The sequence below is a fragment of the Nonomuraea sp. K271 genome (assembly GCF_009908215.1).
Classification (GTDB): Bacteria; Actinomycetota; Actinomycetes; order Streptosporangiales; family Streptosporangiaceae; genus Nonomuraea; species Nonomuraea longispora.
On record NZ_JAAAHR010000070.1, the window covers coordinates 1 to 25,222 of the forward strand.

17 protein-coding genes and 2 pseudogenes are annotated in these 25,222 nt (G+C 69.4%); 7 read left to right on the forward strand and 12 right to left on the reverse strand.

What is annotated here, in order from left to right; translation table 11 throughout:
• Positions 1 to 320 precede the first annotated feature (320 nt).
• Both ltrA and GUY59_RS23750 read right to left on the reverse strand, forming a co-directional pair.
• Entirely contained in the window at positions 321 to 1,760 is a 1,440-nt protein-coding gene (gene ltrA, locus GUY59_RS23745) for a group II intron reverse transcriptase/maturase (protein ID WP_138201878.1), read from the reverse strand.
• Between the two features lie 866 nt (positions 1,761 to 2,626).
• Entirely contained in the window at positions 2,627 to 2,803 is a 177-nt protein-coding gene (locus GUY59_RS23750; protein WP_161714659.1) for a hypothetical protein, read from the reverse strand.
• 283 nt (positions 2,804 to 3,086) lie between these two features.
• Here GUY59_RS23750 and GUY59_RS23755 point away from each other — a divergent pair, with 283 nt between their 5' ends.
• The 4 genes and pseudogenes from GUY59_RS23755 to GUY59_RS23770 all read left to right on the forward strand — a co-directional run bounded on the left by GUY59_RS23755 (position 3,087) and on the right by GUY59_RS23770 (position 6,915).
• The gene (locus tag GUY59_RS23755) at positions 3,087 to 3,500 is read left to right on the forward strand and encodes a hypothetical protein (protein ID WP_138201876.1); all 414 of its coding nucleotides are present in this window, start codon (positions 3,087 to 3,089) and stop codon (positions 3,498 to 3,500) included.
• A gap of 32 nt (positions 3,501 to 3,532) precedes the next feature.
• Positions 3,533 to 6,106: an ATP-binding protein gene (locus tag GUY59_RS23760; protein WP_138201875.1), complete on the forward strand. Its 2,574-nt coding sequence runs from the start codon at positions 3,533 to 3,535 to the stop codon at positions 6,104 to 6,106.
• Between the two features lie 449 nt (positions 6,107 to 6,555).
• A pseudogene (locus tag GUY59_RS23765) lies at positions 6,556 to 6,633 on the forward strand (hypothetical protein); the annotation flags it as partial.
• Positions 6,634 to 6,693: 60 nt separating this feature from the next.
• Positions 6,694 to 6,915 (forward strand): hypothetical protein, encoded by a 222-nt coding sequence (locus GUY59_RS23770; protein ID WP_138201874.1) that lies wholly within the window; start codon positions 6,694 to 6,696, stop codon positions 6,913 to 6,915.
• A gap of 157 nt (positions 6,916 to 7,072) precedes the next feature.
• On the opposite strand, the gene GUY59_RS23775 is transcribed toward GUY59_RS23770, so the two are convergent.
• From GUY59_RS23775 to asnB, 6 genes are all read right to left on the reverse strand, one after another.
• Positions 7,073 to 7,336, reverse strand: a complete 264-nt coding sequence (locus GUY59_RS23775; protein ID WP_138201873.1) for a hypothetical protein — start codon at positions 7,334 to 7,336, stop codon at positions 7,073 to 7,075.
• 701 nt (positions 7,337 to 8,037) lie between these two features.
• Positions 8,038 to 8,766 (reverse strand): SDR family oxidoreductase, encoded by a 729-nt coding sequence (locus GUY59_RS23780; protein ID WP_138201872.1) that lies wholly within the window; start codon positions 8,764 to 8,766, stop codon positions 8,038 to 8,040.
• Between the two features lie 26 nt (positions 8,767 to 8,792).
• Entirely contained in the window at positions 8,793 to 9,755 is a 963-nt protein-coding gene (locus GUY59_RS23785; RefSeq protein WP_138201871.1) for an NADP-dependent oxidoreductase, read from the reverse strand.
• A gap of 185 nt (positions 9,756 to 9,940) precedes the next feature.
• Positions 9,941 to 10,414 carry a carboxymuconolactone decarboxylase family protein gene (locus tag GUY59_RS23790; protein ID WP_138201870.1) on the reverse strand — a complete coding sequence of 158 codons (474 nt, stop codon included), beginning with the start codon at positions 10,412 to 10,414 and terminating at the stop codon, positions 9,941 to 9,943.
• A gap of 156 nt (positions 10,415 to 10,570) precedes the next feature.
• The gene (locus GUY59_RS47610; protein ID WP_201761258.1) at positions 10,571 to 11,056 is read right to left on the reverse strand and encodes a hypothetical protein; all 486 of its coding nucleotides are present in this window, start codon (positions 11,054 to 11,056) and stop codon (positions 10,571 to 10,573) included.
• A gap of 97 nt (positions 11,057 to 11,153) precedes the next feature.
• Positions 11,154 to 12,716: an asparagine synthase (glutamine-hydrolyzing) gene (gene asnB / locus GUY59_RS23800; protein WP_330849199.1), complete on the reverse strand. Its 1,563-nt coding sequence runs from the start codon at positions 12,714 to 12,716 to the stop codon at positions 11,154 to 11,156.
• Between the two features lie 345 nt (positions 12,717 to 13,061).
• On the opposite strand from asnB, the pseudogene GUY59_RS48900 reads away from it, so the two are divergent.
• A pseudogene (locus GUY59_RS48900) lies at positions 13,062 to 14,318 on the forward strand (ATP-binding protein); the annotation flags it as partial.
• Positions 14,319 to 16,013: 1,695 nt separating this feature from the next.
• On the opposite strand, the gene GUY59_RS48905 reads toward GUY59_RS48900, so the two are convergent.
• The 4 genes from GUY59_RS48905 to GUY59_RS23825 all read right to left on the reverse strand — a co-directional run bounded on the left by GUY59_RS48905 (position 16,014) and on the right by GUY59_RS23825 (position 19,023).
• A complete protein-coding gene (locus GUY59_RS48905) occupies positions 16,014 to 16,850 on the reverse strand; it encodes an ABC transporter permease (RefSeq protein ID WP_138201868.1) in 837 nt (278 codons plus the stop codon).
• On the reverse strand, positions 16,847 to 17,848 hold the full coding sequence (locus tag GUY59_RS23815; protein WP_138201867.1) for an ATP-binding cassette domain-containing protein: 1,002 nt from the start codon (positions 17,846 to 17,848) through the stop codon (positions 16,847 to 16,849). The genes GUY59_RS48905 and GUY59_RS23815 overlap by 4 nt, the downstream gene beginning before the upstream one ends.
• A gap of 86 nt (positions 17,849 to 17,934) precedes the next feature.
• On the reverse strand, positions 17,935 to 18,273 hold the full coding sequence (locus GUY59_RS23820; protein ID WP_138201866.1) for a hypothetical protein: 339 nt from the start codon (positions 18,271 to 18,273) through the stop codon (positions 17,935 to 17,937).
• Between the two features lie 99 nt (positions 18,274 to 18,372).
• Positions 18,373 to 19,023: an adenylate kinase family protein gene (locus GUY59_RS23825; protein WP_236667432.1), complete on the reverse strand. Its 651-nt coding sequence runs from the start codon at positions 19,021 to 19,023 to the stop codon at positions 18,373 to 18,375.
• A gap of 96 nt (positions 19,024 to 19,119) precedes the next feature.
• On the opposite strand from GUY59_RS23825, the gene GUY59_RS23830 reads away from it, so the two are divergent.
• Positions 19,120 to 20,451: a C39 family peptidase gene (locus tag GUY59_RS23830; RefSeq protein WP_236667433.1), complete on the forward strand. Its 1,332-nt coding sequence runs from the start codon at positions 19,120 to 19,122 to the stop codon at positions 20,449 to 20,451.
• Between the two features lie 177 nt (positions 20,452 to 20,628).
• The gene (locus tag GUY59_RS23835) at positions 20,629 to 25,170 is read left to right on the forward strand and encodes a caspase, EACC1-associated type (RefSeq protein ID WP_138201864.1); all 4,542 of its coding nucleotides are present in this window, start codon (positions 20,629 to 20,631) and stop codon (positions 25,168 to 25,170) included.
• Positions 25,171 to 25,222: the final 52 nt, after the last annotated feature.

Below are 25,222 nucleotides of genomic sequence, written 5' to 3' on the forward strand. Positions count from 1 at the left end.
GGCTGAAGAACCGCGATCTGGGCCGGGTTCCGCCGGCCCGATCTGAGCACGAGCAGTAACCGACGACGACATCAGGGGGTCACGATTCAGACGTCGTCAGGGGGTCAGGATTCGGCCGTCGTTGACAAAATCAACTCAAGCGCCTTACATAAGCACGGCATCAATAGGTTGTGAAGGGCGATTACAGTATCTCCTGAAGAGGGACGATCAGGCTGTGGGGTCGGACCGAAGCGCGGTGTCAGCCTTGCGGCTGATCCGTTTCTCCGGCCCGCCCTCCGAACCCGGCGTGCGACTTTCACCGCACCGGGCTCTCCACAACTTCATGCCGCTGGAGATGGTTCTGTTCGTCGTGACCAGGGTGTGGGGATGTCCCAGGCGCGCCAGCGATACCGGGTGACCGGGATCGATGCCGCGTCCAGCAGGACGGTTCCCTGTGCGGAGATCTCCCAGCCGCTGTCGAGCAGCCGGGTCCGTATCTTCCGCCACGACATGCCACCGTGCCGTTTACGCAGCCACCAGTAGAGGCGGTGCCAGACGTAATGGCCCAGGTAGCTGAACGTCCGTTTGGACGAGCCGTGCCGGAAGTAGTTGCACCAGCCCCGAATCACCGCGTTCACGCGGATCAGCAGGGTTCTCAGGTCAGGCTGTCCTGGGTGGACCAGTGCCCGAACCTTGGCGATCACCGTGTTGATCGCCTTCTTGCTCGGATAGGTGTAGACGGTCCACTTGCGGGTTCCTCGCTTGCGGCGCCGCTGGATGTGGTGCCCCAGGAAGACGAACCCGTCATCGATGTGGGTGACCGAGGTCTTGGCCTCCGACAAGCGCAGACCCATCGGGACCAGCACCGCGGCCGCCTGCTCCCTCAACTGTTCGGCGTCGTGGCGGGTGCCGTTGACCATGGCGACCCAGTCATCGGCGTAGCGGACCAGCCGCCAGTTCGCCAGACCCCGCCGACGCCGGTTGTCGCGCTGCCGGACAGTGGCCATCGCCTGCTGGTGCTCGGCCATGAACCACTCGTCCAGGACCGATAAGGCGATGTTGGCCAGCAGCGGGGACAGGATCCCACCTTGCGGGGTGCCGGCGCTGGTCTGCTCCTGCCGGCCGAGGTCGGTGAGGATCCCGGCCTTGCAGAACGCCTTTACCAGCGCCAGCACCCGCTTGTCCCCGACCCGCGCCCGTACCCGGTCCATCAGGGCCGTGTGCGAGATGGTGTCGAAGCACGCCTCGATATCCGCCTCCAGCACCCACTCATAGCGGTGGGAGCCCATGTGGTGGATCTCAGCGATCGCGTCGTGCGCGCGCCGGTTCGGGCGAAACCCATACGAGCACGGCGCGAAACCGGCCTCGAAGATGGGCTCTAGAACCAGCTTCAGCGACGCCTGAACGACCCTGTCGGCCAGCACGGGGATACCCAGACGGCGCTTCTTGGAAGTGCCCGGCTTGGGGATCAACCGTTCTCGGACCGGCAGCGGCTGGAACGTCCGGGCGCGTAGCTGCTCCCGGATCTTGTTCAGGAACGCTTCTTCGCCCCACCCGGCAGGAACATCTCGGGCCGTCAGCCCATCGACGCCCGCCGTGCGGGACCCGGTGTTGCCTCGGACCCGACGCCACGCAACCACAAGGAACGCCGGGTCAGCGACCAGGTTGAACAGATCATCGAACCGGCGAGCACGATCCTCGCCGGCCCAGCGGTGCAGTTTGGTCTGAATGCTCAGTACCCGCCACTCGGCCGTCTCCGGCTCCAGCAGCAGCGCGCCCATGTTCACAGACGGCCTCCTGACCTGACGTCCCTACCTGCCCGAAACTGCTGCCCGCCTTCCCCGTGTACGCGGCTTTCCCGCGCTCGGAGTACTACGCAGGCTCCGCCCCACCTCGTGCCTTTGGTAGACGACGCACCTATCCCCGGACCCGCCCTGGAAGAGACCGAGTTCGGGGAGTGACACGAGATGGTTCCCACGTTCACTGCTGACCGTTCGCGAGAGGAGGTGCCCAGCTATGCCCCTGCGGCATCGCCCTGGCTACGCCGTAGACCTTCACCAGAGCCTCCCGGCCAAGCGCGACAACCGGCCCAGAAGTTCCCCACCGAGCGCCTCCGCCCGGCGGGTACGCACCGCAACCCAGCCCATATCCGCCAGATTCGAGCTGGTGGAAGCCTTGAAGGGCGTTACACCACTGGTTCCTCACGTACACCTTTCCCGCTCGTTAACCAGGCCCGTGCCGTCTGGCAGTACCGGCACGTCCTGACGTTGTCGAGGCTGCTCCCACCCTCACCCACGACTCCGGGATCAGGCTGCCTCCCACTTCACACAGCCTGCTACGACAGGCCGTCGGCGGAGCCCTTCCATCTCCGCACGGTCAAACAGCGCCTCGTGGCGCACGCCGCGCCGCTTCCGGTGCTCGGGCCTGGCGGCCCTGCGCTCCGGGTCGGCTTGCCACCAGATACGCGGGTTGCTGTGGTCTGCTGGTTCAGCAGGGAAGTACAGCAACGCCGCCGCACGCAGCCTGATCGTCTCGTACGGTGTCACACGGTTGGGCAGCGGCGCCGGCCTTCGACCACGGCTCTCCGCTTCACTCGTAATGAAGTGGTCCGGGGCTCGACTAGGTAGGACGTGAAGGGTTCCCTGCTCTACTCCGCGCGTACGGCCACCTCTGCGCACGATGCGCGAAAGGCCAGGCGCAGCGTGAAGGTGTACAGGGTGAACAGGTCGACGCCGTTCCAATCAAAGAGTTCGACCTGCCCAGGCGGAGCATCGGGGTTAGCGGTCACGCAGTCGTGGCCTTCCTGATCCTCGAGAGAAGCCACTTCCGTGGATACCAGTCAGCCGAAGTTCCTGTTGATCGACGGAGATGGACACGTGCTCGGGCCTGGCTTGATGCCGAGGGCGTTTTCGACGAGCAGGCCGAGAGCAATAGGCCTGTGACGGTCGAGATCCTTGGGTTGCTGGCGCATGAATGAGCTGGGTATACGTCGGCCAGGAGCCTTCTGTCGCTACAAATTTCAGACTGTGTCTCAGAGATGCCTCCTTGCAAGCGACTTCACCTGCCTACAGTGGATATCTCGGAGTTTGTCCGCGAAGGAGTGTTGGATGGATCCGATCGTGCTGGCAGCGGCTACGGCCCTGGTGGGGGCGATGGCCACCGATGCCTGGCAACAGACCCGTATCGCAGTGGTGGCCTGGTGGCGCAAGGTCCGCTCCGAACAGGTTGAGACCGTGGAAGCCGAGTTGAAAGCGACCCAAATTCAGGTGCTCGCCGCCCGTGAGCGGGCGGATCCCGAAACCGAGCAGGCCCTGGCAGGAATATGGCGGCTGCGGCTGCAGCAGATGCTCGAGGAGGACCCGACCATCGGCCCGCAGCTACAGCGCCTGCTGGATGAGCATCTGACTCCCTCACTGTTCTCCAGCGAGCAGTCCCGTATCCGGCAGGTCATTACCGCCCATGCTCACGACCAGTCGAGGCAGTTCATCGCCGGCCGAGATCAGCACATCACCGGATCGTGAGCAGGCGGGATGGGGAGTTGGAGCCCGTCCAGGTGCACATCGACGCAGTCGCCGAGAGCCAAGCCCGGCAGTTCATTGCTGGTCGAGATCAAACGATCTACACCGGTCCCACATCGGCTCCTGCAGTGACGATGCGTACACTGCCTCGGGATGTGGCGGGCTTCACCGGCCGTGACGCCGAGCTGCAATGGCTCATCGCTGCCGCATCGAGAACATCTGGCCTGGTGACCGTCTACACCATCGATGGCATGCCCGGCGTGGGGAAGACCGCACTGGTTACCCGTGCCGCGCACGTGCTCGCTGACGCTTTTCCGGACGGGCAGTTGTTCGTCAACTTGCACGCCCACACCCCTGGTCAACAGCCCGCCGACCCCCGTGACGTGCTCGGAGATTTGCTGGCCTGCACCGGCATGCCTCAGGGCGAGATCCCTGGAAGCGTGGAGGCGCGAGCGCAGCGGTGGCGCGGGCGTCTAGCCGGTAAGAAGGTGCTGCTGGTCTTGGACGACGCGGCCGACCATGCTCAGGTAGAACCGTTGTTGCCCGGGGCGGCGGCATGCGTGGTCCTGGTCACCAGCCGGCGACGTCTGATCGCCTTCCATGGTGCCGAGGCGCTCTCGTTGGCCACGCTACCGTCCGGTCAGGCACTTGAGCTATTCACTCGCGCGGCCCGTCGGACGCCTGTAAGGCAGGAGCGGGATGCTGTCGCCGATCTGGTTGACCGATGTGGCTATCTACCCCTTGCCATTACATTGCTCGCTGGCCGCCTGGCCCACCATCCCGCGTGGGATGTCGGCGCCTTCGCGGATGAGTTCGCCGCTGCTCAGGATCGGCTGGGTGAACTCGAAGCAGGTGACCGTGCGGTGACGGCCGCCTTTGACCTGTCTTACCGCGCCTTGTCTCTGAACCAGCAGCGCCTCTTCCGCCGTTTAGGCCTGCACCCCGGCTTCAGCTTCGATCTCTATGCCGCTGCCGCCCTCGATGACATCTCTGTTGTCCAGGCCCGTCGCCAGCTCCATGCTCTGTACGCCGACCACTTCATCGATGAACCAGCGCTTGGGCGCTACAGTCTGCACGACCTCCTGCGCGCATACGCCCAAGCCCTCGCAGCCCAGGATTCAGCTGAGGAACGCGAGTACGCAACCGACCGCTTGATTGCCTATTACCAGCGCACGGCCGAGGCCGCTGACCGTCTCATCAGGTATCCTCGCCCCGGTGGCGTCGCCCTGATCGATGCTTCTGCCACGACGCCGGAATTGGCTGACCGTGAACACGCGCTGACCTGGATGCGCACCGAACGATCCAACCTGCTCGCTTGTGCCAGCTTTGCTGCGATTAATGTGCGTGACTCCCATGTCATCTGTCTCGCTAAGGCCATGGCCTCCTTCCTCTCTCAGGACGGCGTCTGGGACCAGGCCGCCGTTCTCCACGAGGCGGCCCTCACCGCCGCACATAACATCGGCGATCGTCTCGCCCAGGCCGATGCCCTACAGAATCTGTCCTGGGCCCGAAGCGGAATGGGGGCCTACTCGGCAGCGGAAAACCTGGCGGATCAGGCACTGGCCTCGTATCGCTCACTCAATGATCGGAACGGGGAGGCCAACGCCCTGCTCAACCTCAGTCAGGCACGGCGTTTGAGAGGAAATTACGATGTGGCGTCGTATCTGGCAGAGCAGGCTCTGGCCCTGTATCGCTCCCTCGGCAACCGACACGGCGAAGCCCGGGCTCTTCAGGCCCAGAGCTGGATCCGACACGTAGCGTACGGAGAGTGTGGGGCAGCAGCTGACCTGATTCAACAGGCGCTGTGCTTGTATCGTGCTCTCGGTGACCGCCTCGGCGAAGCCAGCGCGCTGTCCAATCTCCGCGTGGTCCGGCATGAGCTCGGGGAGTACTCAACGGCAGCCGACCTGGCTGAGCAGGCGCTTGTGCTCTATCGCGCGCTCGGCATCCGGAAAGGTGAAGCGGACGCGCTTCGAGGTTTGAGCCGGGCACGATGTTCGCTGGGGAATTACGAGGTGGCGGCGGATCTGGCAGAGCAGGCTTTGGCCTTATACCGCTCCCTCGCTGCCCGGCATGGCGAAGCCGAAGCCTTGCTAGTTTTGGGCCAAGTACGGGTCATGACCAGGAAGTTCCAAGCGGCAACCGACCTGGCACAGCAAGCCCTGACCCTCTACCAGGCCCTCGACTTCGGCCACGGCAAAGCCAACGCCCTTCGGCTTCTGGGCCAGGCACAACATCTATCCGGGGAGTATTCGGCAGCGGCCGACCTACTGGAGGAGGCCCGGACACTGTTCCACCATTTCGGTGATAACCAAGGCGAGGCCGAAGTCCTGAACTGCACCGGTGCCCTCCTGGTCGACTCCGCTGGAGTACAGGAAGCATTTGTCGCATACCGGCAGGCTCTGCAATTGGCACGTAAGGTGCAGAGTCCACTAGACGAGGCACATGCTCTCGAAGGAGTTGCCCAATGCCTCATACGCTCCGGCCAGCAGCAAGCCGCACTCGTTGATCTACGTTCGGCAGTAGCCATCTACCAACGCATTGGAGCTGCCGAGGCTATATCGACTCAAGAGCATCTGACAGCCCTTCAGGTGAGCACTCGTGCATAACAGATTTATTCGAAGGTCTAATTATTTGAATGACGCACATGGCCGTAGCCGCCATCTGTCGGGGACGTCGAGAAGGCTCCGTGCTCATGCGGTACCATTCCAGGTAATCCGTTGATGCGCGAGTGGTTCTTCCGGGCGTGAGATGATCAGGAGACGCCCGGAAAAGGCGGATCCGGAGCCACGAGTCGCCATACTACTCCGGAGAAGTCGCGAAACCACTTCTCCTCAAAGGATGGGATTTCGAAGAGATACCCGTAGAAAGCTGGTACGGGACCATGGCGAACGTCGGAACATGGCTCGTCGACCAGCAACCCGACCTGCAACGACTGCTCTGTTCCGTCGCTGTTCCGTGGGAGCACCGGAACCAGCGAGAAGTGATGCGAGACGTCCGCAAGCGTACCCGCTGCTCAGCCACATGATCGAGCTGTTTTCGCAGGCGGTCACATCGGAGGTCGGAGATCATGCAGATCTTCGAGGGCACCAACCAGATCCAGCGGCTCGTCATCAGCAGGCACCTGGCCAAGTAACCCCTGACATGCGGTACTCTCGCCTCCCTGTGCTGCGGGCGGGGTTCTTGAGGAAGGTACGTGTTTCGCTGTCCCAAGGGATGGAGCCGTGAGGCACGGGTGGCCTGGCTGGCCCGGACCTGCGTCGTCGCGGGTTCCTTTCTGGCCAACCTCGTCATCGACTATTTCTTCGAGGACCCAGGACAGGTCACGGTGATCTACCTGACGATGCGCCCCCTGGCGTACGCGGCCGTCTGGTTGGTCGGGGTCTTCGTGATCAAACGGGTCATGCGCTCTGAGTGATCCCGACGGCTCGCCGCGCTCTACGGGCGGCATTTCGCCGATCATCACGTCCCTGGCGTGGGTGTAGACGCGGAGGGCGAACCCGGGGTTAGCGTGGCTGAGCGCAACAGACCGGCGCGCGAGCGGTCCCACCAGGTCAGTAGCAGCGCATGTCCATTCAGGTGCCGTCGTACATGCCGTCCAAGTCGATGATCACTGAAGTGGCGGCGGATCTGCCGTCCACAGGGGTGCCGGGCTCGTCGAACGGTGTCCAGGCCGCGACTTCGTGGTCGCCGAGGTCTCCGTCGGGGTCTTCGATCTTCGCCTGGCGGTAGTGGCTCAGCACCTCTTGGACGGGCCGCTCGGTGAAAAGCTGGAAACGGATGGTGTACCAGCAGTCGCCGGAGTCGCCGCTGGGCTCATTTCTTTCGGTTTGAGTCATTTACGGCCAGGCTGGAATCCAGATCTAGCCCTGCACCCTTCTTCGCCCGGATAATCGCCCCGCCTCCGAGACATTGTTCCATCGATCACCGCCTATCGCTTGATTCAGGTGAAGGGTCGCTCGGCTCGGTGACTGGCTCCCGTCTTTCGCAGGCCGGAAGTCAGAGGTCCGAATCTCCCAAGCTCCACACACTCGAAAGCCCAGGAGACCGGGAACCGTTTCTGTCACCTGGTTTCGCTCGTTACTCTGCTGCTTCTACGCTTCGCGTATGGAACCCATGGAGATACGGATCGTGATGCCGTTCGACCCCGCATTTCATGATCCAGGAAGCGTCGCGGCCACCGAGCGGTGTTGCAGTCAGCACGGCAAGGACTGCTGCGATCAGCCACCTGTCGCCAGCGTCCACTACCCGCCGAACGGCAGGGTCTCAGCCTGTGCCAGAGCTCTGCGAGGGATCATCGACGACGCATTGAAGAAATTCCCTCAACAGCAGTAGCCAGTCATGGCGTCATCGTGGGTCCCAGGCTTCACCGTTCCCCGGCTCGGGCCGGCGACCTGGAAAGAGTTCGCGAACTGACATCGCGGGTTCGGGCGAGGGTCGACGCAGGTGCGAGCCGGCGCGTGTGGCAGGTGTCCGCTGCCCGGTGATCGCGGGCTTCTGTGGCCGAGCCGACGTCAGCGTTGCTTGGGTGTGCGAGCGTTCAGACCTGTTCATAGTGAAATGACTTGATGAAGCAGTCACGGGGTTGGGTGACTGCGAAAAGGATGCATTCCACGAGCGACTGTGCGGTGAGGGCGTCCTTGGCCTCCCGGGGTGCGGATTCCCACTCCTCGGAGAGGGGGTCGGTGTTGTCGAAGTCGGGCGGGTAGAGCGATATCACCCGGACTTCCTGGGGCCGCAGGCGCTTGGAGAGAATCTCGGTGAATCCGGCTTGGGCGTTCTTGGCTGCGTAGAAGGCGTCGTGCGCGTCCGAGCGGTGATGTCCGGCCGTTCCGCAGGCGGAGACCATTGTCACCACATCCGGCTTCTTCGATTTGAGGAGGAGAGGGAGGAAGTTCTTCACGGTCAGGACCGTGCCCGTTGCGCCGGATGCGATGGTGTCGACGACATCCTCGTCGGAGGCCGACTGGAGGTCCGGCCCGTCGAGGTAGCGCGCGCCGTTGTTGATCAGGATGTCGACGCGGTCCGTGTGCCGCGCGACGCCGGACGCGAAGTCGCGGATGGAGGCGGGATCCGTCAGGTCGCAGGCGAAGGCGTGGACCTGCCGATGGCCTCGGTCGCGGATCTCATCACGGACACGTTCGGCGGCAGCGAGGTTGCGTGCGGACAGGAAGACCTCCGCACCGAGATCCGCGAGCCGGATGGCCAGGGTTCGCCCGAAGTCGCGGCCGGCGGCAGTGATGACCACACGATGGTCGTCGAATCTCATAGTTTCTTCCTCGGGTGTTGACCCGGTTATCCGGTGACGCTGAGAACGATCTTTCCAGTGGTGCGGTTGGACTCGCCGAGCTCATGTGCCCTGGCCGCCTGCTCCAGCGGCAGGACGGTGGCGACCTCGGCGCCCAGCCGTCCCGCCTCGGCCAGTTCGGCGATCGTCTCCATCCCGGCGTTGTCCGGCTCGACGAGGACGAAGCCCGCCCAGATGCCGCGCTCCCCGGCCCGGCGTACGAGGTCCTCGTCAGGCTCCGGGTTGAGCTGGGCAAGAATGCCGCCGTCCCGCAACGTCCGCAGGGAACGTGATCCGTAGTCGCCACCGATGCTGTCGATGACCAGGTCGACGTCGCGGACCGTCTCGGCGAAGTCCTCCTCGGTGTAGTCGATCACCTCGTCGGCGCCCAGCTTGCGTACGAAGGCGTGCTTGGACCGACGAGCGGTGCCGATCACGTATGCGCCGAGATGCTTGGCGAGCTGCACGGCCAGATGGCCGACCCCGCCGGCGGCGGCATGGATCAGCACGCGCTGGCCCGAGCGCACGTTCGCGGTGTCGTGCAGGACCTGCCACGCTGTGAGCGCCGCCAGCGGCAACGCCGCGGCGTGCACGTGGTCGAGGCCGGCCGGTTTACGGGTGAAGTGCCGCGACGGGGCGGTCACGTACTCCGCGTAGCCGCCCGCCTTGTGCGGGAAGCGCGGCATGCCGAAGACCTCGTCACCAGGCCGGAAGCGGGTGACCCCGGGGCCCACCGCCTCGACCACCCCGGACACGTCCCAGCCGAGGATGGCGGGCGGGTCGCCCAGCAGCCTGCCGGTCATGCGTGACTTCCAGTCCGTGGGGTTGACGCCGGCCGCGTGCACCCGTACCAGGATTTCCGTCGGCATCGGCTCAGGACGGTCCACCTCGGCCAGAGTCAGCACCTCGGGGCCGCCCGCGGACTCCTGAATGATCGCGCGCATCCGCGCCGTCGTCGTGTCTTCGCTCATGGGAGAAACCTTTCACCGGTGCCTACGAGTTCAGGAAGTACGTGTGGGCAAGGGCAGCCATTCGGTCGTCGCCGGTCTGCTCGGCATCGCCCCCGAGCTCGGTGCCGCCGGCCAGTCAGCCGCCACCAATGGTAAATACGCTGCCCGCCCGGATACCGCTGACCCCCTCACCCGGATGGGTGTCGCTATGCCCGGTGGCCGGGCTCGTAGCCGCCGGCGGGCTGCTGGGTGATGACGTTCAAGCGGTTGACGGTGTTCATGATGGCGATGAGGGACACCAGGCCGGCGAGTTCGTCCTCGTCGTAGTGCTTGGCCGCGTTGGCCCACACCTCATCGGTGACACCACCGGCCGCGTCGGCGATACGGGTGCCCTGCTCGGCCAGTTCCAGGGCGGCCCGCTCGGCGCCGGTGAAGACCGTCGCCTCCCGCCAGGCCGCGACCAGGTTGAGGCGCACCGAGGTCTCCCCCGCACGCGCGGCTTCCTTGGTGTGCATGTCGACGCAGAAGGCGCAGCCGTTGATCTGGCTGACGCGCAGTGCCACCAGTTCCTGCGTCGTGACGGACAAGGTCGAATCCTGCGCGACCTTGCCCGCGGAGACGATGTGTTTGACAAGCTTCGTCGCGATCGGGCTGCCGAGGAGGTTGAGACGGGCGTTCACGCTGTTCTCCTTCGTGTTCGTCGTACGTCCCATCGACGAAACGGCGCGGCGAGATGTCACGACCGGCCGAAGTGATCTGCGTCTCCCAGCCGACGTGCCGGGACCCGCCGGCCCCGTACGTCCCCGCCAGGCGCGTGCGGAGAACTCGGGCCGCGCCTAGGTGCCGGGCCGTGTGTCCAGGTCGTCCCGACCGAGAAGCTGCGTGCACCGAGGAAGGTCGTCGATGCCTTCCCCTTCGGGGATCATGCCCCAGAGGAACGGGGCCAGGTACTGAGGCGGTTCGCCCAGGAGTGCGGCCAGTTCGTCCTCAGCGACGGTGAGGGGGAAGGGCGAGCCCGGTCGCTCCGGGTTCCATCCCTCTGCGAGAGCTCGCCGGACGCATCCGGCGACGAGCACCGGGCGGATCGCGATCGCCCGCTCCCCCAGCCAGTTGTCCGGTCGGGCGCAGGGAAGCGACACCACGAGAACGCCGCCCGGATCCCCGGCTCGCTCGACGGCGAAGCGGAGCGGGGTCCACCCGTTGCCCTGGCAGTACGTCGGCTTGTGGCGGACCCGCCAGCGGAAGACGGCGCCATCGACGGTGATGAACCGCGAGCCCTTCTTCGGCATCGCCACGTGCGCCTCCAAGCTTCCCTCTTGCATCGCCGTTCTGTGGGAACACCGGAGCCAGCGGAGAGGGCCGCCCGCAAGCGTAACCGTCGCTCACCGACGTGATCGAACGGTTTCGCCGCCTGCCGGTTCAGGCGGTGGCGAAGCGGGTGAGCACCGCCTCCGGGCGGACGGAGGGCAGGGCGCGGCGGAAGACCCGGTAGTAGGCCAGTTCCTCCTTCGTACGCAGGTCGACGCCGCTCTCCTTGACCGTCGCGGCCAGTTCGCCGTCGTCCACGCGCCCGTCGAAGTGGGGCGTGAGCAGGTCCTGTGCCCCGCTGCCCGTGCCGAACTGCACCTTGCGCCGCCACAGCAGCCGTTCGGGCAGCCAGCCGGTGAACGCGCGGCGCAGGTGTCCCTTCTCCATGCCGTCGGGCTCCAGCGACTTCAGCTCGGACGGCAGGGACATCGCGTGCGCGATGACGTCGGCGTCGAGGAACGGTACGCGGGCCTCCAGGCCGTGTGCCATGGTGACGCGGTCGCAGCGCTGGAGGTTGAGCCCGTGGAGCCGGCCGAGGGTGCGCCTGAGTTCGAGCTCCAGCCGCCCGGGTTCGGCGTGGCCGCGGTGGTAGTAGTCGTAGCCGGCGAACAGTTCGTCGGCCCCCTCCCCGGTGAGCACCGCCTTGACGTGCCGGGACGCCAGTTCGGACAGGAACCAGTTCGGTACGGCGCTGCGGATCAGGCTGGCGTCGAACGACTCCACCGAGGCCACCACCTGGTCCACGACGGAGATGGCCCGGCCGGCGTCGAGGAGGGTCTCGTGGTGTTCGGTGCCGAGGTGCTCCGCCACCTCGCGGGCCGCCAGCAGGTCGGGCGAGCCGGGGGTGCCGACGGCGAACGTCTTCAGCCGTTCGCCCCGCGAGCCGTACTCCGCGGCGGCGACGGCCGCGACGATGCTGGAGTCGAGCCCACCGGACAGGAACACGCCGACGTCCACGTCGGCCATCAGGTGCCGGACGACCGAGTCGGCCAGCACCTCGCGGGTGGCCGACTCGGCGTCGGCGGCGGGGACGCCGTCCCACCGGTGTGCCCGGCCGCGTGGCACGGCTTCGGCGAAGCGCACCAGGCCCGTTTCCGGCGTCCAGTAGCACCCGGGAGGGAAGGCCTCGGTGGCGGCCTGCACCTCGGGTGGGAAGGCCCGTAGTTCGGAGGCGAAGTGCACGCCCTCCGCGGTGCGCGCCCAGTACAGGGGCTTGATGCCGAGCGGGTCGCGGGCGGCGACGAACCTGCCGTCGGGCGCGGCGGCGCACAGCGCCCACATCCCCTGGAGCCGGTCGAACGCGTCGGGCCCGCACATGTGCAGCAGCACGAGCGCCGACTCACTGTCGGACGAGGTGGCGAACCGTTCCCGGCCGAGGCTCTCGCGGATGTCCGTGTGGTTGTAGATCTCGCCGTTGCAGACCAGGGACCAGCCGCCGGGTGAGTTGAGGGGCTGCCTCCCCCCTGCGAGGTCGACGATGGACAGCCGGTTGTGCCCGAGCCACGCGCGTTCTCCGACGAGCCGGTGGTCCTTGTCGTCCGGGCCGCGGTGCGTGATGCGTGAGAGCATCCATTCGCCCGCGGCGCGGGTATGGAGTGGGTCGGTTCCGGCCTGTTCCTGGTAAAGAGCCGCTATGCCGCACATGACTCGAACGTATCCTCGACCGACAGTCATCGACAAATCACCCCCAGTGCGATGGCATGGCGGCGGCGGCCCGATGTTCCCCGCCTTCCGTAAACTGAGGGTGTGTCCCCCGCACTGGTCCTGCTCGACGGCGTCCGCTGGCGGGGTTCGCGTGTCGTCGGCGACCGGGCGCACACCCTGCTGGCCGTGCTCGCCCTGCACGGGCGCGCGGGGGCCGGTGACGAGCGCCTGGTCGAGGAGTTGTGGCCCGACGACGCACCGACCAATCCGACGAAGGCGCTGCAGGTGGTCGTCTCGCGGACCAGGGCGGCGACCAGCGCCGACGTCGTGGTGCGGGTCCCACGCGGATACCGGCTGGGACTGCCCGCCGACCAGGTGGACGCGCTGCGGCTCGGCACGCTGGTGGAGCACGCACGGGCCGCGCTGCGCGACGACGACATGGCGCTCGCGATCGGCCGCGCGGAAGAAGCCATGATCCTCGCGGCAGGCGGCGCGGAGGACGTCACGGGCCACGCGGCAGGCGGCGCGAACGGCGCCACAGGCCACGCGGGCGGCAATGTGGACGGCGCCACGGGCGCGCTAGCCGAGCTGCGGGAGGCGGCGGCGTCGCAGGTGACCGAAGCGCGGCGGGTGGCGGCCATCGCGCGGGGCAGGAGCGGCGCACACGAGGCCGCCCTGCCGCTGCTGGAGGAGGCCGCGGCCGATCGGCCGCACGACGAGGAGCTGCTGGCCTGCCTGCTGCGCAGCGAGGCCGCCGTACGCGGCGCCGCCGCCGCTCTGGAGCGTTACGAGCGCTATCGTGCGGGCCTGGTCGCGCGGCTCGGCACCGAGCCGGGGCCCGAGCTCGCCCGCGTGTACGCCGAACTCGTCGCCGCGGATCGGCCGGTGCGTGCCGGCATCCAGTACGACGGCTCCTCGCTGCTCGGCCGCGACGGCGACATCAGCGCGGTGCACGCCCTGCTGCAGACCCATCGCGTGGTCTCCATCGTCGGCCCCGGCGGGCTGGGCAAGACGCGGCTGGCCCATGTCGCGGGCAGGAACGCCGCGCAGCCCGTCGCTCACTTCGTCGAGCTCGTCGGCGTCTCCTCGCCGGAGGGCGTGGTGGGCGAGGTGGGCTCGGCACTCGGGGTGCGCGACTCGGTCAGCGGCCGCCGCGCCCTGACCGCGCGGCAACGCTCCGACGTCCGCGCCCGGATCGCCCAGTATCTCGACCAGGCTCCCGCGCTGCTGATCCTGGACAACTGCGAGCACGTGATCGAGGCCGTCGCGGATCTGGTGGCTTTCCTGACCGTGACGACGCGCGACCTGCGGGTGCTCGTCACCTCGCGCGCCCCCTTGTCGATCCCCGCGGAGCGGGTCTACCTCCTCGGCGAGCTGCCCACGGGCGACGCGGTGGAGTTGTTCCGCCAGCGCGCCACCGCCGCCCGCCCGGACGTGCGGCTCGACGAGGGCGCGGTCGAGAAGGTCGTCGCCCGCCTCGACGGGCTGCCGCTGGCGATCGAGCTGGCCGCGGCCAAGGTGCGGGTCATGTCGGTCGAGGACATCGCGCGCCGTCTGGCGGACCGCTTCGCCCTGTTGCGCGGCGGGAACCGTACGGCGCCCGACCGGCACCGGACGCTGCTCGCCGTCATCGACTGGTCGTGGAACCTGCTGGGCGAGCCCGAACGGCGGGCGCTGCGCTGGTTGTCGTTGTTCGGCGACGGTTTCACGCTGGCCGCGGCCGAGCACGTCCTCGGACCTGACGCCCTGCCCGCCGTCGACGCGCTGACCGAGCAGTCGATGCTGAGCGTCCGCGAGACGGCGTACGGCCTGCGCTACCGGATGCTGGAGACCGTCAGGGAGTTCGGGCGGATGCGCCTGAAGGAGGCCGGCGAGCAGGCGTCCGCGCGGGCGGCGCAGCGCGCCTGGGCGACCGCGTACGCCGGCGAACACGCCGAGACGTTGTTCGGCCCGGCGCAGTTCGCGGCGGCCGACGCGCTGCGGGCCGAGGAGGGCAACCTCGCCGATCTGCTCCGGCAGGCGCTCGGCGAGTCCGATCCGGCCACGACGGTGGAGCTGCTGGTCGGCGTCGGTGCGCTGTGGTCGATCCGCGGCGACCACGCCAGAATCCTGGTGCATTTCGACTCGATCACGGACACGGTCGCCGGCTGGGCGCCGCCGCCGCACCTCGTGGAGGTGACCAGGGCCGCGTTGCTGATCACCCTCATGAACGTCATGGTCGTCGCGGGCCACCGCGGCGATCCGCTGCGCGACCTGCTGAGCAGCCTGCCCATCGGTGACGGGACGGACCGCCGCCTGGCGGCGGCGACCACCGTGGTGCTGACGACGTGGGACATCGCCGGCGGCGCCGACGTGCGTCAGCGGCTGGAGAAACTGTGCCGCAGCGCCGACCGTGAAGTGGCCGTGGCGGCGTGGCAGGCGAGCGTGCACGTCCTGGAGAACGCGGGCGAGGTGACCGGGGCGGTCGAGGCCGCCGAACAGACCCTGGCGCTGCTCGACGGGAACGCCGACGGGCCGTACCTCTCCGCGGCGATGCGTGCCGTGCTGGCCAACCTGCTCATGCAGCTCGGCGACCGACGGCGGGCGGTGGGGCACGCGCGGACCGCCATCCCGGTCATGAGCAGGCTCGGCGCCACCGACGACGAGACCCAGCTCCGCGCGTTGCTGCTGGTCGCCGCGCTCGCCGACGGCGATCTCGCCACCGCGCAGGACGAGCTCGCCGGGATCGTCCGGATCAACGAAAACGAGGCGGTGCTCGGCGGGGTGGCGCTCCTCTCGTTGTGCGCCGCCGAGATCGCCCTCGCCCGCGGCGAGACGGCCGCCGCGCTCGCGGACTACCGCCGGGCCGTCCAGCGGGCGCGCGACCTGCGGCTGCCCGGGGCCACGCGCGCCGAGATCACACCATGGATGGTCATGGCGGAGTCGCTCGGCCTGACGGCGTACGCGTACCACGCCTCACCGGAGGACGTGCGCTACGGCGAGGAGCTGTTCTCCACCGTGCGGGGCCACGACCTGCTGGCCGTGGGCAACCCCGTCATCGACTTCCCGCTGTGCGGCTCGATGCTCTTCGCGCTGGGCGCCTGGGGGCTGCTGCGGGAGGCCATGGCCCCCGGCGAGGCGATCCCGCTGCTGGTGCTGGCCGAGCGGTTCACCTACAACCGCAGCATGCCGAGCATGGCCTTCGAGCGGATCGAACCGTACGCCGAGCGGGCCGCGCCCGGGGTGCTCGCCGCCGTGCGGGCCGGCTACGGCGACCGGCACGGCGCCGACCTGCTGGACGAGGCCCGCAGGCGCGTCGGTCAGGGCCCCGGCCGTGACGGCGCAGGGTCACATGTGCCGTTTGTAGCTGCGTACGGACAGCGGCGCGAAGATCGCGATGACGACCAGGCACGCCACGAGCGTCCAGGCCACCTCCCCGCTGACGAGGGCGTTGTTGGCGAGGTCGCGGGCGGCCGTGACGAGGTGTGAGACCGGGTTCACCCGGACGAACGCGGCCAGCCAGCCGGGCAGGGTCTCGACGGGGACGAACGCGTTCGACAGGAACGTCAGCGGAAACAAGATCATCATAGAGATGCCCTGCACGGCCTGGGCGCTCCTCGCGATCGTGCCGACCCACGTGAAGACCCACGCCAGCGACCAGCCCGTGACGATCGCCAGCAGGATGGCGGCGAACACGCCCGCCGCTCCGCCGCCCGGACGGTAGCCCATCACCAGGCCCATGCCGAAGGTCAGCGTGGCCGCGATCGTGTAGCGCAGCAGGTCGGCCACCATCGGCCCGGCGAGCGGCGCGATCCGGGCGATCGGCAGCGACTTGAACCGGTCGAAGACGCCCTTCTCCAGGTCCTCGCGCAGTTGCGTGCCGGTGGCCATGCACGTCGTCAGCACGGTCTGGGCGAGAATGCCGGGGATCATCAGGGGGAGGTAGCTCTCCACGTCGCCGGAGATGGCGCCGCCGAAGATGAAGGCGAACATGGCGGTGAACAGGATGGGCTGCAGCGCCACGTCGAAAAACTGCTCCGGGTTGCGGACCATCTTCTTGAACGCCCGCCAGGCCATCGTCAACGTCTGGTCGAGCGTCTCCCCGACGGTGACGCGCCGCCGGGCGGCCGCCACGCGGTCGGCGGCGCTGACCGTTCCGGGGACGGGAGCGATCGTGGTGCTCATCGGTCCTCCTCCGTCCCATGGCCGGTGAGGGCGAGGAACACCTCGTCCAGGCTGGGCTTGGCCACGCTCACCGAGGAGATCGACACCCCGGCGGTACGCATCGCGATCAGCACTTCGCCGGCCAGGTCGGCCTGGTCGAGCGCGACGTTGAGCCGCCCCCGCTCCGGGCTGAGCACCGGATCGACGCCGAGGACGCGCCGTACGACCTCCGCGGCGGCGGACACCTCGTCCGGCTCGGCGAGCAGCAACTGGAGGGTGGAGTCGCCGACCGCGGTCTTCAGCTCGTCCGGAGTGCCTTCGGCGACCTTGCGGCCGTGGTCGATGACGGCGACCCGGTCGGCGAGCTGGTCGGCCTCGTCCAGGTACTGCGTGGTCAGCAGCACCGTACAGCCCTGGGCGACCAGGCCGCGGATGGTGTCCCACATCTGGCCGCGCGTACGGGGGTCGAGTCCCGTGGTCGGCTCGTCGAGGAAAATCAGGGGTGGCCGGCTGATCAGGCTGGCCGCCAGGTCGAGGCGCCTGCGCATGCCGCCGGAGAAGTGGGCGATCGCCTTGTCGGCGGCCTCCTCCAGGCCGAACTGGCCGAGCAGCTCGGCGGCGATGCGCCGGGCGCGCGGGGCGGCGATGCCCTGGAGGCGGCTGAAGAGCCAGAGGTTCTGGCGGGCCGTCAGGTTCTCGTCGACCGAGGCGTACTGGCCGGTGACGCCGACCAGCTGGCGGATCACGTGCGGGTCGCCGGCCACGTCGACCCCGAAGATCTTGGCACGGCCCGCGTCGATCGGCAACAGGGTGGCCAGCATCCGCAACATGGTGGTCTTGCCGGCACCGTTCGGGCCGAGCACGCCGAAGACCTCGCCGGGGCGTACGTCCAGGTCGATCCCGTCGACGGCGCGCTGCCCGCCGAACGTCTTCGCCAGTCCGCGCGCGTGTACGGCCTGGCCGGTGGCCCCGCCAGGGGCCGGGCCGCCGTCGGTGCGGCCGAGTTCTGTGATGCTCATGCCCTCACTCTCGGCGGCGCCGGTTTCACGGCACCCTCGACCGGGTTTCACCCGGACCGGGAGCGTGGAAGGCGCCGCCGTGAACGCTACGCCTCAGCGCATTCCGGGGCCGTGCCCGGCTGCACCCGCACCTGCGGCGACCTGCGGAACTCGGCCGGCACCTCGCCCCGGCCCTCGCACAACACCGTGCTCTCGCCCGCCCGGTTGGTCAGGACCACCTGGCAGCCGTCGAGCGGCTGGTTGTCGAACGTGGCGATCTTGCGCGACGGCTGGTACTGCCTCTGGGGCTGGCAGGCGCCGTAGGCGTAGCGGAAGGTCTCGCCTCCGCCGTCGGATCCTGCGCGGGAGGCGGCGTGCGCCGGGATCGTCGCGACCGTCGTCCCCGTCAGGCAGGTCAGCGCCGCCCCGGTGAGTAGTGCTCTCATCGTCGATCTCATGGCGCTCAGTCTCGTCACCGCCACGCGGGCCCCTCCAGGAACCACGTCCGGACTTGTCACAGATATGGCGCACGGCGGGAGATCCGGTTACGCGCTCTCGGAGGGCTGGTGCGGGGCGTAGGGAGGAAGTCCGAGACGGGTGCGGATGGCCTGCTGGACCGTCGTCTTGCCGGCGCGGGCGTCGATCGTCATGACGTACTCCTTGCGCCGGAACAGCTCCACCACCGGGTCGATCTTGGTGTGGTAGTCGCGCAGCCGCTTGGCCAGCGCGTCCGGGGTGTCGTCGGCCCGGGTGACGAGCTCGCCCCCGCACACGTCGCAGCGCCCCTCGGTCGAGGGCCGGTGGGCGATCAGGTTGTAGTCCATGCCGCAGCGCGAGCACAGCCGCCGGGCCAGGACGCGCCGGCGCACCTCGTCGTCGGGCAGGTCGAGGTGGATCACCCCGTCGAGGTCGTAGCTCTCCAGGAAGAACTCCGCCTGGCGGCGGTTGCGCGGGAAACCGTCGATGATGAACCCGTAGTTCCAGTCGTGCAGTTGGAGCCGGTCGCTGACGACCTCCTCCACCAGGTCGTCGCCCACCAGCTCGCCGGCGGCGACGAGGCGGCGCACCTGGGCGCCGAGCTTGGTGTGGTTCTTGACGTGCCAGCGGAAGATGTCGCCGACACTGATGTGCACGAGATCGAGGTCGGCGGCGAGCAGGGCGCTCTGGGTGCCCTTGCCGCTCCCCTGCACTCCCATGATCACATATTTCCGCATACGTAGATTTCCCGATGCTTGACGGACCGGTTGCGTCTATCGTCAGCCGGATCGAGCGCCTTCGGAGAAGGTGGGTGCATGCGTACGCTACCCGTGTTCCTGTCGCTGCTGTCAGGATTGCTCATGGTCTCGACGTCCGCCACGTCGTCCGCCACGACGTCCGCCGCTGCGGCGGGCGCGGCGGCGGGCGCGGCGGCGGGCGCGGCGGCGGGCGCGGCGGCGGGCGCGGCGGCGAGACCGGCGGAGGTCGCCCCCGACGTCGTCTTCCAGCGGGCCGACTTCACCACCGGCACGCCCGAGGGCACGACGGCAGGCGACGGACTGGCGTTCGGCTCGGCCGCAGGCACCGTCCGCTACACCGACGCGCTCGGCACCAGAACGTGGGAATACGCTCGCTGGACGGGCCCAGAGCGGGCCGTCGGCTTCCCCGCCACCGAGCTGATCGCCTCCTGGACGGCGGACGTCCCGCCGGGCTCGTGGATGCAGGTCGAGACGCGGGCCAGGAACGCCGAGGGCCTCACGAAGTGGTATTCACTGGGTCGGTGGGCCTACACGGAGGGCGACATCCGCCGCACGTCGGTGCCGGACCAGGGCGACGGCGACGCGTCGGTGGCGGTGGACACCCTGGTCGCGGCGTCCGGCAAACCCATGACCGCCTACCAGCTGCGGCTGACCCTCCACCGTGCGCCCGGCTCCCCGGTGACGCCTCGTGTGCGCACATCCGGCGTCATGGCCTCCGACGTGCCCAGGCGCGCGACGGTGCCGGTCAGCCCCGGCGGCACCGCGTGGGGCACCGAGCTGGACGTGCCGCGCCGCTCCCAGAACGTGCACCAGGGCCACTACCCCGAGTGGGACGGCGGCGGCGAGGCATGGTGCAGCCCCACCTCGACCACCATGGTCCTCGGATACTGGGACAAATGGCCGAGCGCCCAGGACACGTCCTGGGTCGACCCCTCCGATCCCAACCCTGAGGTCGACTACGCCGCCCGCTACACCTACGACCACGCGTACGAGGGCGCGGGCAACTGGCCGTTCAACACCGCCTACGCGGGGCGGTACGCGATGGACGGGTTCGTCACCCGGCTGCGCTCGCTGACCGAGCTCGAACTGCTGATCAAGGCGGGCATCCCGGTCGTCACCTCGCAGTCGTTCAAGGCGAGCGAGTTGCCCGGCGCCGGCTACGGCACCGACGGGCACCTCATGGTTGTCGTCGGCTTCACCTCCGACGGCGACGTGATCGCCAACGACCCGGCCTCCTCCGGCAACTCCGCCGTACGCCGGGTCTATCCGCGGGCGAACTTCGAGAACGTGTGGCTGCGCAGTTCGAGCAGCGGCGGCGTGGCGTACGCAATCCACCCGCCCGGCCACGCGCTGCCCGCCACGACTCCCGGGCTGCCCGCCAACTGGTGACGGCCGACTCGACGACGAGCGGAGACCTGCGTAACCTAACCACCGTGACAGGCGGGCCAGCCCGCCCGTCACCCGCGTTACAACGCCGATCGGGGGTCGTCCGGTGAGCTGATGTCGCTGCGCACGGCACCTCGACAACCGTGCCCGACCCATCTCCCCAATGCCGTGGAGCGCCGGATGACCGAGGACGATGCTGCGACGCTTGAGAAGCTCCGGCTGGTGTGGCCTCCACGGCGAAGCGGCCCGTCCCTTCTGCTGTCGGACGAAGGCGCCCGCGTGCTGGTCGCGGGCACGGGCGCGCACCACGCGCCGTCGCGGCTGCCGCAGGTGCCCGCCGTGCCGCCGACCGTCAACGACGTCGCCCAGTGCCTGGTGGAGCGGGCGGGGCTGGCGTCGTCCGGCCTGAACGTCCTGCTGGACCCGGCGGCCCCCGCCAACCTGGGCGAGTCGCTGGAGCGGGCGGCGCGCGAGGCCACGTCCGTGCTGATGTTCCACTTCGTCGGGCACGCCGTCCTCGGGCCCGACGACGAGCTGCACCTGGCGACGCGGGCCACCGTCGACCTCGGCGAGGGGGTGCCCGGCTACCAGGCGCTGCCCTTCTCCGCGGTGCGCGACATCCTGTCCTCCTCGCGGGCGGGGCTCACCGTCGTGGTCCTCGACTGCTGCTTCACCGGCGCGGGCCGGCCGGTGCCGGCGAAGGCGCTGGAGAAGGCGATGGAGAAGGCGGTCGACACCCCCTGGCCGGGCGCCTACGTGATCGCGTCGTCCGCCGTGGACGAGAACTCGTGGGCGCTGCCCGGCGTCCGGCACACGGCGCTCAGCGGCGCGCTGCTGCGGCTGCTGAACGAAGGCGACCCCGCGGGGCCGCACGACTTAACCCTCGACCACGCCCATCACTACCTGACCCGCGTGCTGCGCGAAGGCGGGTTCCCCCGGCCGCGCTGCCAGGCCGTCGCCCTGGGCGAACGCCCGCCGCTCGCGCTCAACCCCGCCGAGACGGCGCACCGCCCCCCTTCCGGCCCGCCGATCGCCTCGCCCGGCGACCTGTCCAGCCCCTACCGTGGTCTCGTCCCCTACGCGGCCGAGCAGGCCGAGCTGTTCTTCGGCCGGGAGAGCGCGACGAGGTCGCTGGCCACGCGGGTGCGGCAAGCCCTGCGGGAGGATCCTCCGCCCGTCGTCGTCGGCTCGCAGGCGTTCGAGGCCGGCGGGCCGCTCATCGTCACCGGCGCGTCGGGCTGCGGGAAGTCGTCGCTGCTGCGGGCCGGGCTGATCCCGGCCATGCGGCGCGACCTCGGCGACGAGCTGTCGTGCGTCGTGCTGACGCCCGGCGCGCAGCCGATCGCGGCGCTGGCGCGCGAGCTGGCGGCGTTCGGCGGCGGCCCGCCCGAGCGGCTGCGCGGGATCATCGAGTCCGATCCCAGCGCGGCACGGCGGGCGCTCACCGGCGCCGAGGGGCGCACGCTGGTGGTGGTCGACCAGTTCGAGGAGCTGTTCATCGCCTGCGCCGACGAGCGGACCCGGCGCCGGTTCGTCGCGGCGCTCGCCGAGATGGCCAGGAAGGCCGCCGTCGTGATCGCCGTGCGCTCCGACTTCTTCGGGCGTTGCGCGCCCTATTCGGGCCTGCTGGAGGCCATGAAGCGGCCCGAGGTCGTACCGCCCATGACGGGGGCGGAACTGCGCACGGTGATCGAGCAGCCCGCCCTGAGCTCCGGGCTCTCGCTGGAGTCCGGGCTCACCGACCTCATCCTGGAGGACCTCCAGGCGAACGCCGACGCGCTCGAACGGTCGGGCGGCCCCCTGCCGCTGCTCTCCCACGCCCTGCTGGCCACCTGGCAGCGGCGCTCCGGCGGCATGCTGACCATGGCCGGCTACCGCTCGGCCGGCGGGGTCACCGGGGCGCTGGCGATGAGCGCCGAGGACACCCTGCGCGGGCTGGGTTCGGAGTTCGAGCCGATGGCGCGCGACCTGCTGATCCGGCTCGTCCAGGTGGACGAGCGGATCGGCGGTACGAAACGGCGGGTCGCCCTCGCCGAGTTGCTGCCGGGCAACCCGTCGGTGGCCGCGCAGGTGCTGGCCGCGTTCGTCCGCACGCGCCTCGTCACCGTGGACGACGACGAGGCCCAGATCACCCACGAGGCGCTCATCCGGGCCTGGCCCAGGCTCGGCGGCTGGATCGACGCCGGCCGCGCCGGGCTGCTCGTCCAGCGCCGCCTGACCGAGGACGCCCAGCTCTGGCAGCAGCAGGAGCAGGACCCCGCCTACCTCTACGACGCGGGCCGGCTCGCGGCCGCGCTCGCGGCGGTGGGCGGACGTCCCACGGGCCCGGCCGTCCAAGGCCCCACCGCCCGGAGCTCCCTCACCCGGCCCATGCCGAGCGCGGCGGGCTCAGGAGGCGCCGCGCCGGGCGCTTCCGCCCAGGACGTGATCTCGCCGGTCGAGCGGCAGTTCCTCGACGCGTCGGAGCAGCGGCAGAACCACCGCGCGCAGGTCGCCCGCGCGGTGATCGCCGCCCTCTCGGCGCTCCTGCTCGTGGCCGTGAGCGGCGCCGTGGTGGCGCTCGTGCAACGCGGCCAGGAGAGCGGCCGGGCCACGACGGCCGCCACGCAGCGCGACCAGGCCCTGTCGCGCCAGGTCGCCGCCACCGCCGCCCGCATGCCCGACACGTCGCTCGCTGCGCAGCTCGCGCTCAGCGCCTTCCAGCTCTCGCCCACGCCCGAAGCCCGCGGGGCGCTGCTCGGCACGCTCTCGCGCCCGGCCGGCGCGCGGCTCGTCGGGCACACCGCGCCCGTCCAGCGGGTGGCCTACCGCCCCGACGGCCGCGTGGCCGCCACCGCGTCCAGCGACCTCACGGCCCGGTTGTGGAACGTCGCCGACCCCCTCCGCCCGAAGGCCCTGGGCCTTGTGAAGGGTCACACGGGCAGCGTCGAGGCGGTGGCGTTCAGCACGAACGGGAAGGTCCTCGCCACCGGCTCCACCGACGGGACCGCCCGGCTGTGGGACGTCTCCGACACCGCCAAGCCCGCGAGCATGGCCACGCTCAAGGGGCACAAGGAGCGCGTGTCGTCCGTGGCGTTCAGTCCCAAGGGCACCATCATGGCCACCGCTTCCGCCGACCGCACGGTCCTGCTGTGGGATCTCGCCGACCCGCGCAAGCCCAAGCGCGTGGCCGTGCTCCAGCAGAGCTCCGACATCTCCGAGGTGGCCTTCAGCCCCGACGGCAGCTACATCGCCGTGACGTCGGCCACCGGCGGCGTCGCGCTGCTCGACGTACGCACTCCCGCCAAGCCGACCAGCCTGGCGGTGTTGCCTTCGCAGGACGGCGCGGTCAAAAGCGTGGCGTTCTCCTCCGACGGCGTCTACCTGGCCACCGGCTCCGACACCGGCAAGGTGCACCTGTGGAACGTCACCGCCACCAAGCTCGTCGGCACGGCGAGCGGGCACGGCTCGACGGTCGGCGACGTGGCGTTCAGCCCCGACGGCAGGATGCTGGCCAGTTCCTCCACCGACGGCACCGCGCGCGTGTGGGACCTGTCCAGCCCTAGTTCGCCCCAGTCCGTCGCCACGCTGGAGGGATCAGGCGGCGCTGTCACCGGCGTGGCGTTCAGCCCGAACGGCCAGAACCTCGCCACCTCCGCCGTGGACGGCACGGCCCGCCTGTGGAACGTCGCCAACGCCGCCCGCGTCGCGCCGCGCGCCAGGCTCGCCGGTCACACGTCCACCGTCGGCGGGCTGGCCCTGTCGAAGGACGGCGACACCCTCGCCACCGCCTCCGACGACGAGAGCGTGAAATTGTGGGACGTCTCCGACCCCGCGGTGTCCACACCGCTGTCCACGCTGTCGGGCCACACCGCCGCCGTCGTCGCGGCCTCGTTCGCTCCTGACGGCACGCACCTGGTCACGGCCTCGCTCGACAAGACCGCGCGGTTGTGGGACGTCTCCGAGCCCGCCACGCCGAAGCTCGTGTCGACGATCAAGGGGCACACGGACGGCGTGCGGTCGGCGGCGTACAGCCCTGACGGCAAGAAGGTCGTCACGGCGGGCAAGGACGGCAAGCTCTACCTGTGGGACGTCTCCACGCCCGCCGGCCCCAAGCGGGTGGCGGCGCCGAGCATGTCCGACGAGATGCTCGACACGGTGGCGTTCCGGCCGGACAGCCGCGTCATCGCGACAGGCTCGCGCTCCTCCCAGGTGCGGCTGTGGGACGTGTCCAAGCCCGCGGAGCCGCGCCAGCTGGCCGACTTCCCCGCCCACACGGGCGGCGTGCTCGACGTACGGTTCAGCCCGGACGGCAAGACGCTCGCCACGACCGCCACCGACGGCACGACCCGGCTCTGGGACGTCGCCGGTTCGGGGCAACCGCGACGGCTGTCGGTCCTGCCCGGTCACTCCGCCGACGTGACCGGCTCGGCGTTCAACGCGGGCGGCAAGATGCTCGCCACGTCGTCGCGCGACGGCACCATCCGCGTGTGGAACATCGCCGACCGCGCCCGGCCGGTGTTGTGGGCGATGCTCACCGGGTCGGGCTCGGTGAACGACGTCGAGTTCGGCCCCGACGGCACGGTCCTGGCGGCCACCTCCGGCGTCGCGGCCCAGCTGTGGGGGCTGGACGTGGAGCAGGCGCGGGCGAACGTCTGCGAGACCTCGGGGATGACGATCACCAGGGCCGAGTGGGCCCGGTACCTTCCCGGTGTCCCGTACAAAGCGCCCTGCCCGGCCTGATCCGTCGGTCGTCCGGAGCGTGGGAGCAGCCCACCCACCCTCCGGGCTCCTG

Excerpts from the sequence above, each read along its gene's own strand:
- ltrA (WP_138201878.1), bottom strand. The coding sequence starts at position 1,760 with ATGGGCGCGCTGCTGCTGGAGCCGGAGACGGCCGAGTGGCGGGTACTG.
- GUY59_RS23755 (WP_138201876.1), top strand. The coding sequence starts at position 3,087 with ATGGATCCGATCGTGCTGGCAGCGGCTACGGCCCTGGTGGGGGCGATG.
- GUY59_RS23775 (WP_138201873.1), bottom strand. The coding sequence starts at position 7,336 with ATGACTCAAACCGAAAGAAATGAGCCCAGCGGCGACTCCGGCGACTGC.
- GUY59_RS23780 (WP_138201872.1), bottom strand. The coding sequence starts at position 8,766 with ATGAGATTCGACGACCATCGTGTGGTCATCACTGCCGCCGGCCGCGAC.
- GUY59_RS23785 (WP_138201871.1), bottom strand. The coding sequence starts at position 9,755 with ATGAGCGAAGACACGACGACGGCGCGGATGCGCGCGATCATTCAGGAG.
- GUY59_RS47610 (WP_201761258.1), bottom strand. The coding sequence starts at position 11,056 with ATGCAAGAGGGAAGCTTGGAGGCGCACGTGGCGATGCCGAAGAAGGGC.
- asnB (WP_330849199.1), bottom strand. The coding sequence starts at position 12,716 with ATGACTGTCGGTCGAGGATACGTTCGAGTCATGTGCGGCATAGCGGCT.
- GUY59_RS48905 (WP_138201868.1), bottom strand. The coding sequence starts at position 16,850 with ATGAGCACCACGATCGCTCCCGTCCCCGGAACGGTCAGCGCCGCCGAC.
- GUY59_RS23815 (WP_138201867.1), bottom strand. The coding sequence starts at position 17,848 with ATGAGCATCACAGAACTCGGCCGCACCGACGGCGGCCCGGCCCCTGGC.
- GUY59_RS23820 (WP_138201866.1), bottom strand. The coding sequence starts at position 18,273 with ATGAGAGCACTACTCACCGGGGCGGCGCTGACCTGCCTGACGGGGACG.
- GUY59_RS23825 (WP_236667432.1), bottom strand. The coding sequence starts at position 19,023 with ATGGGAGTGCAGGGGAGCGGCAAGGGCACCCAGAGCGCCCTGCTCGCC.
- GUY59_RS23830 (WP_236667433.1), top strand. The coding sequence starts at position 19,120 with ATGCGTACGCTACCCGTGTTCCTGTCGCTGCTGTCAGGATTGCTCATG.
- GUY59_RS23835 (WP_138201864.1), top strand. The coding sequence starts at position 20,629 with ATGACCGAGGACGATGCTGCGACGCTTGAGAAGCTCCGGCTGGTGTGG.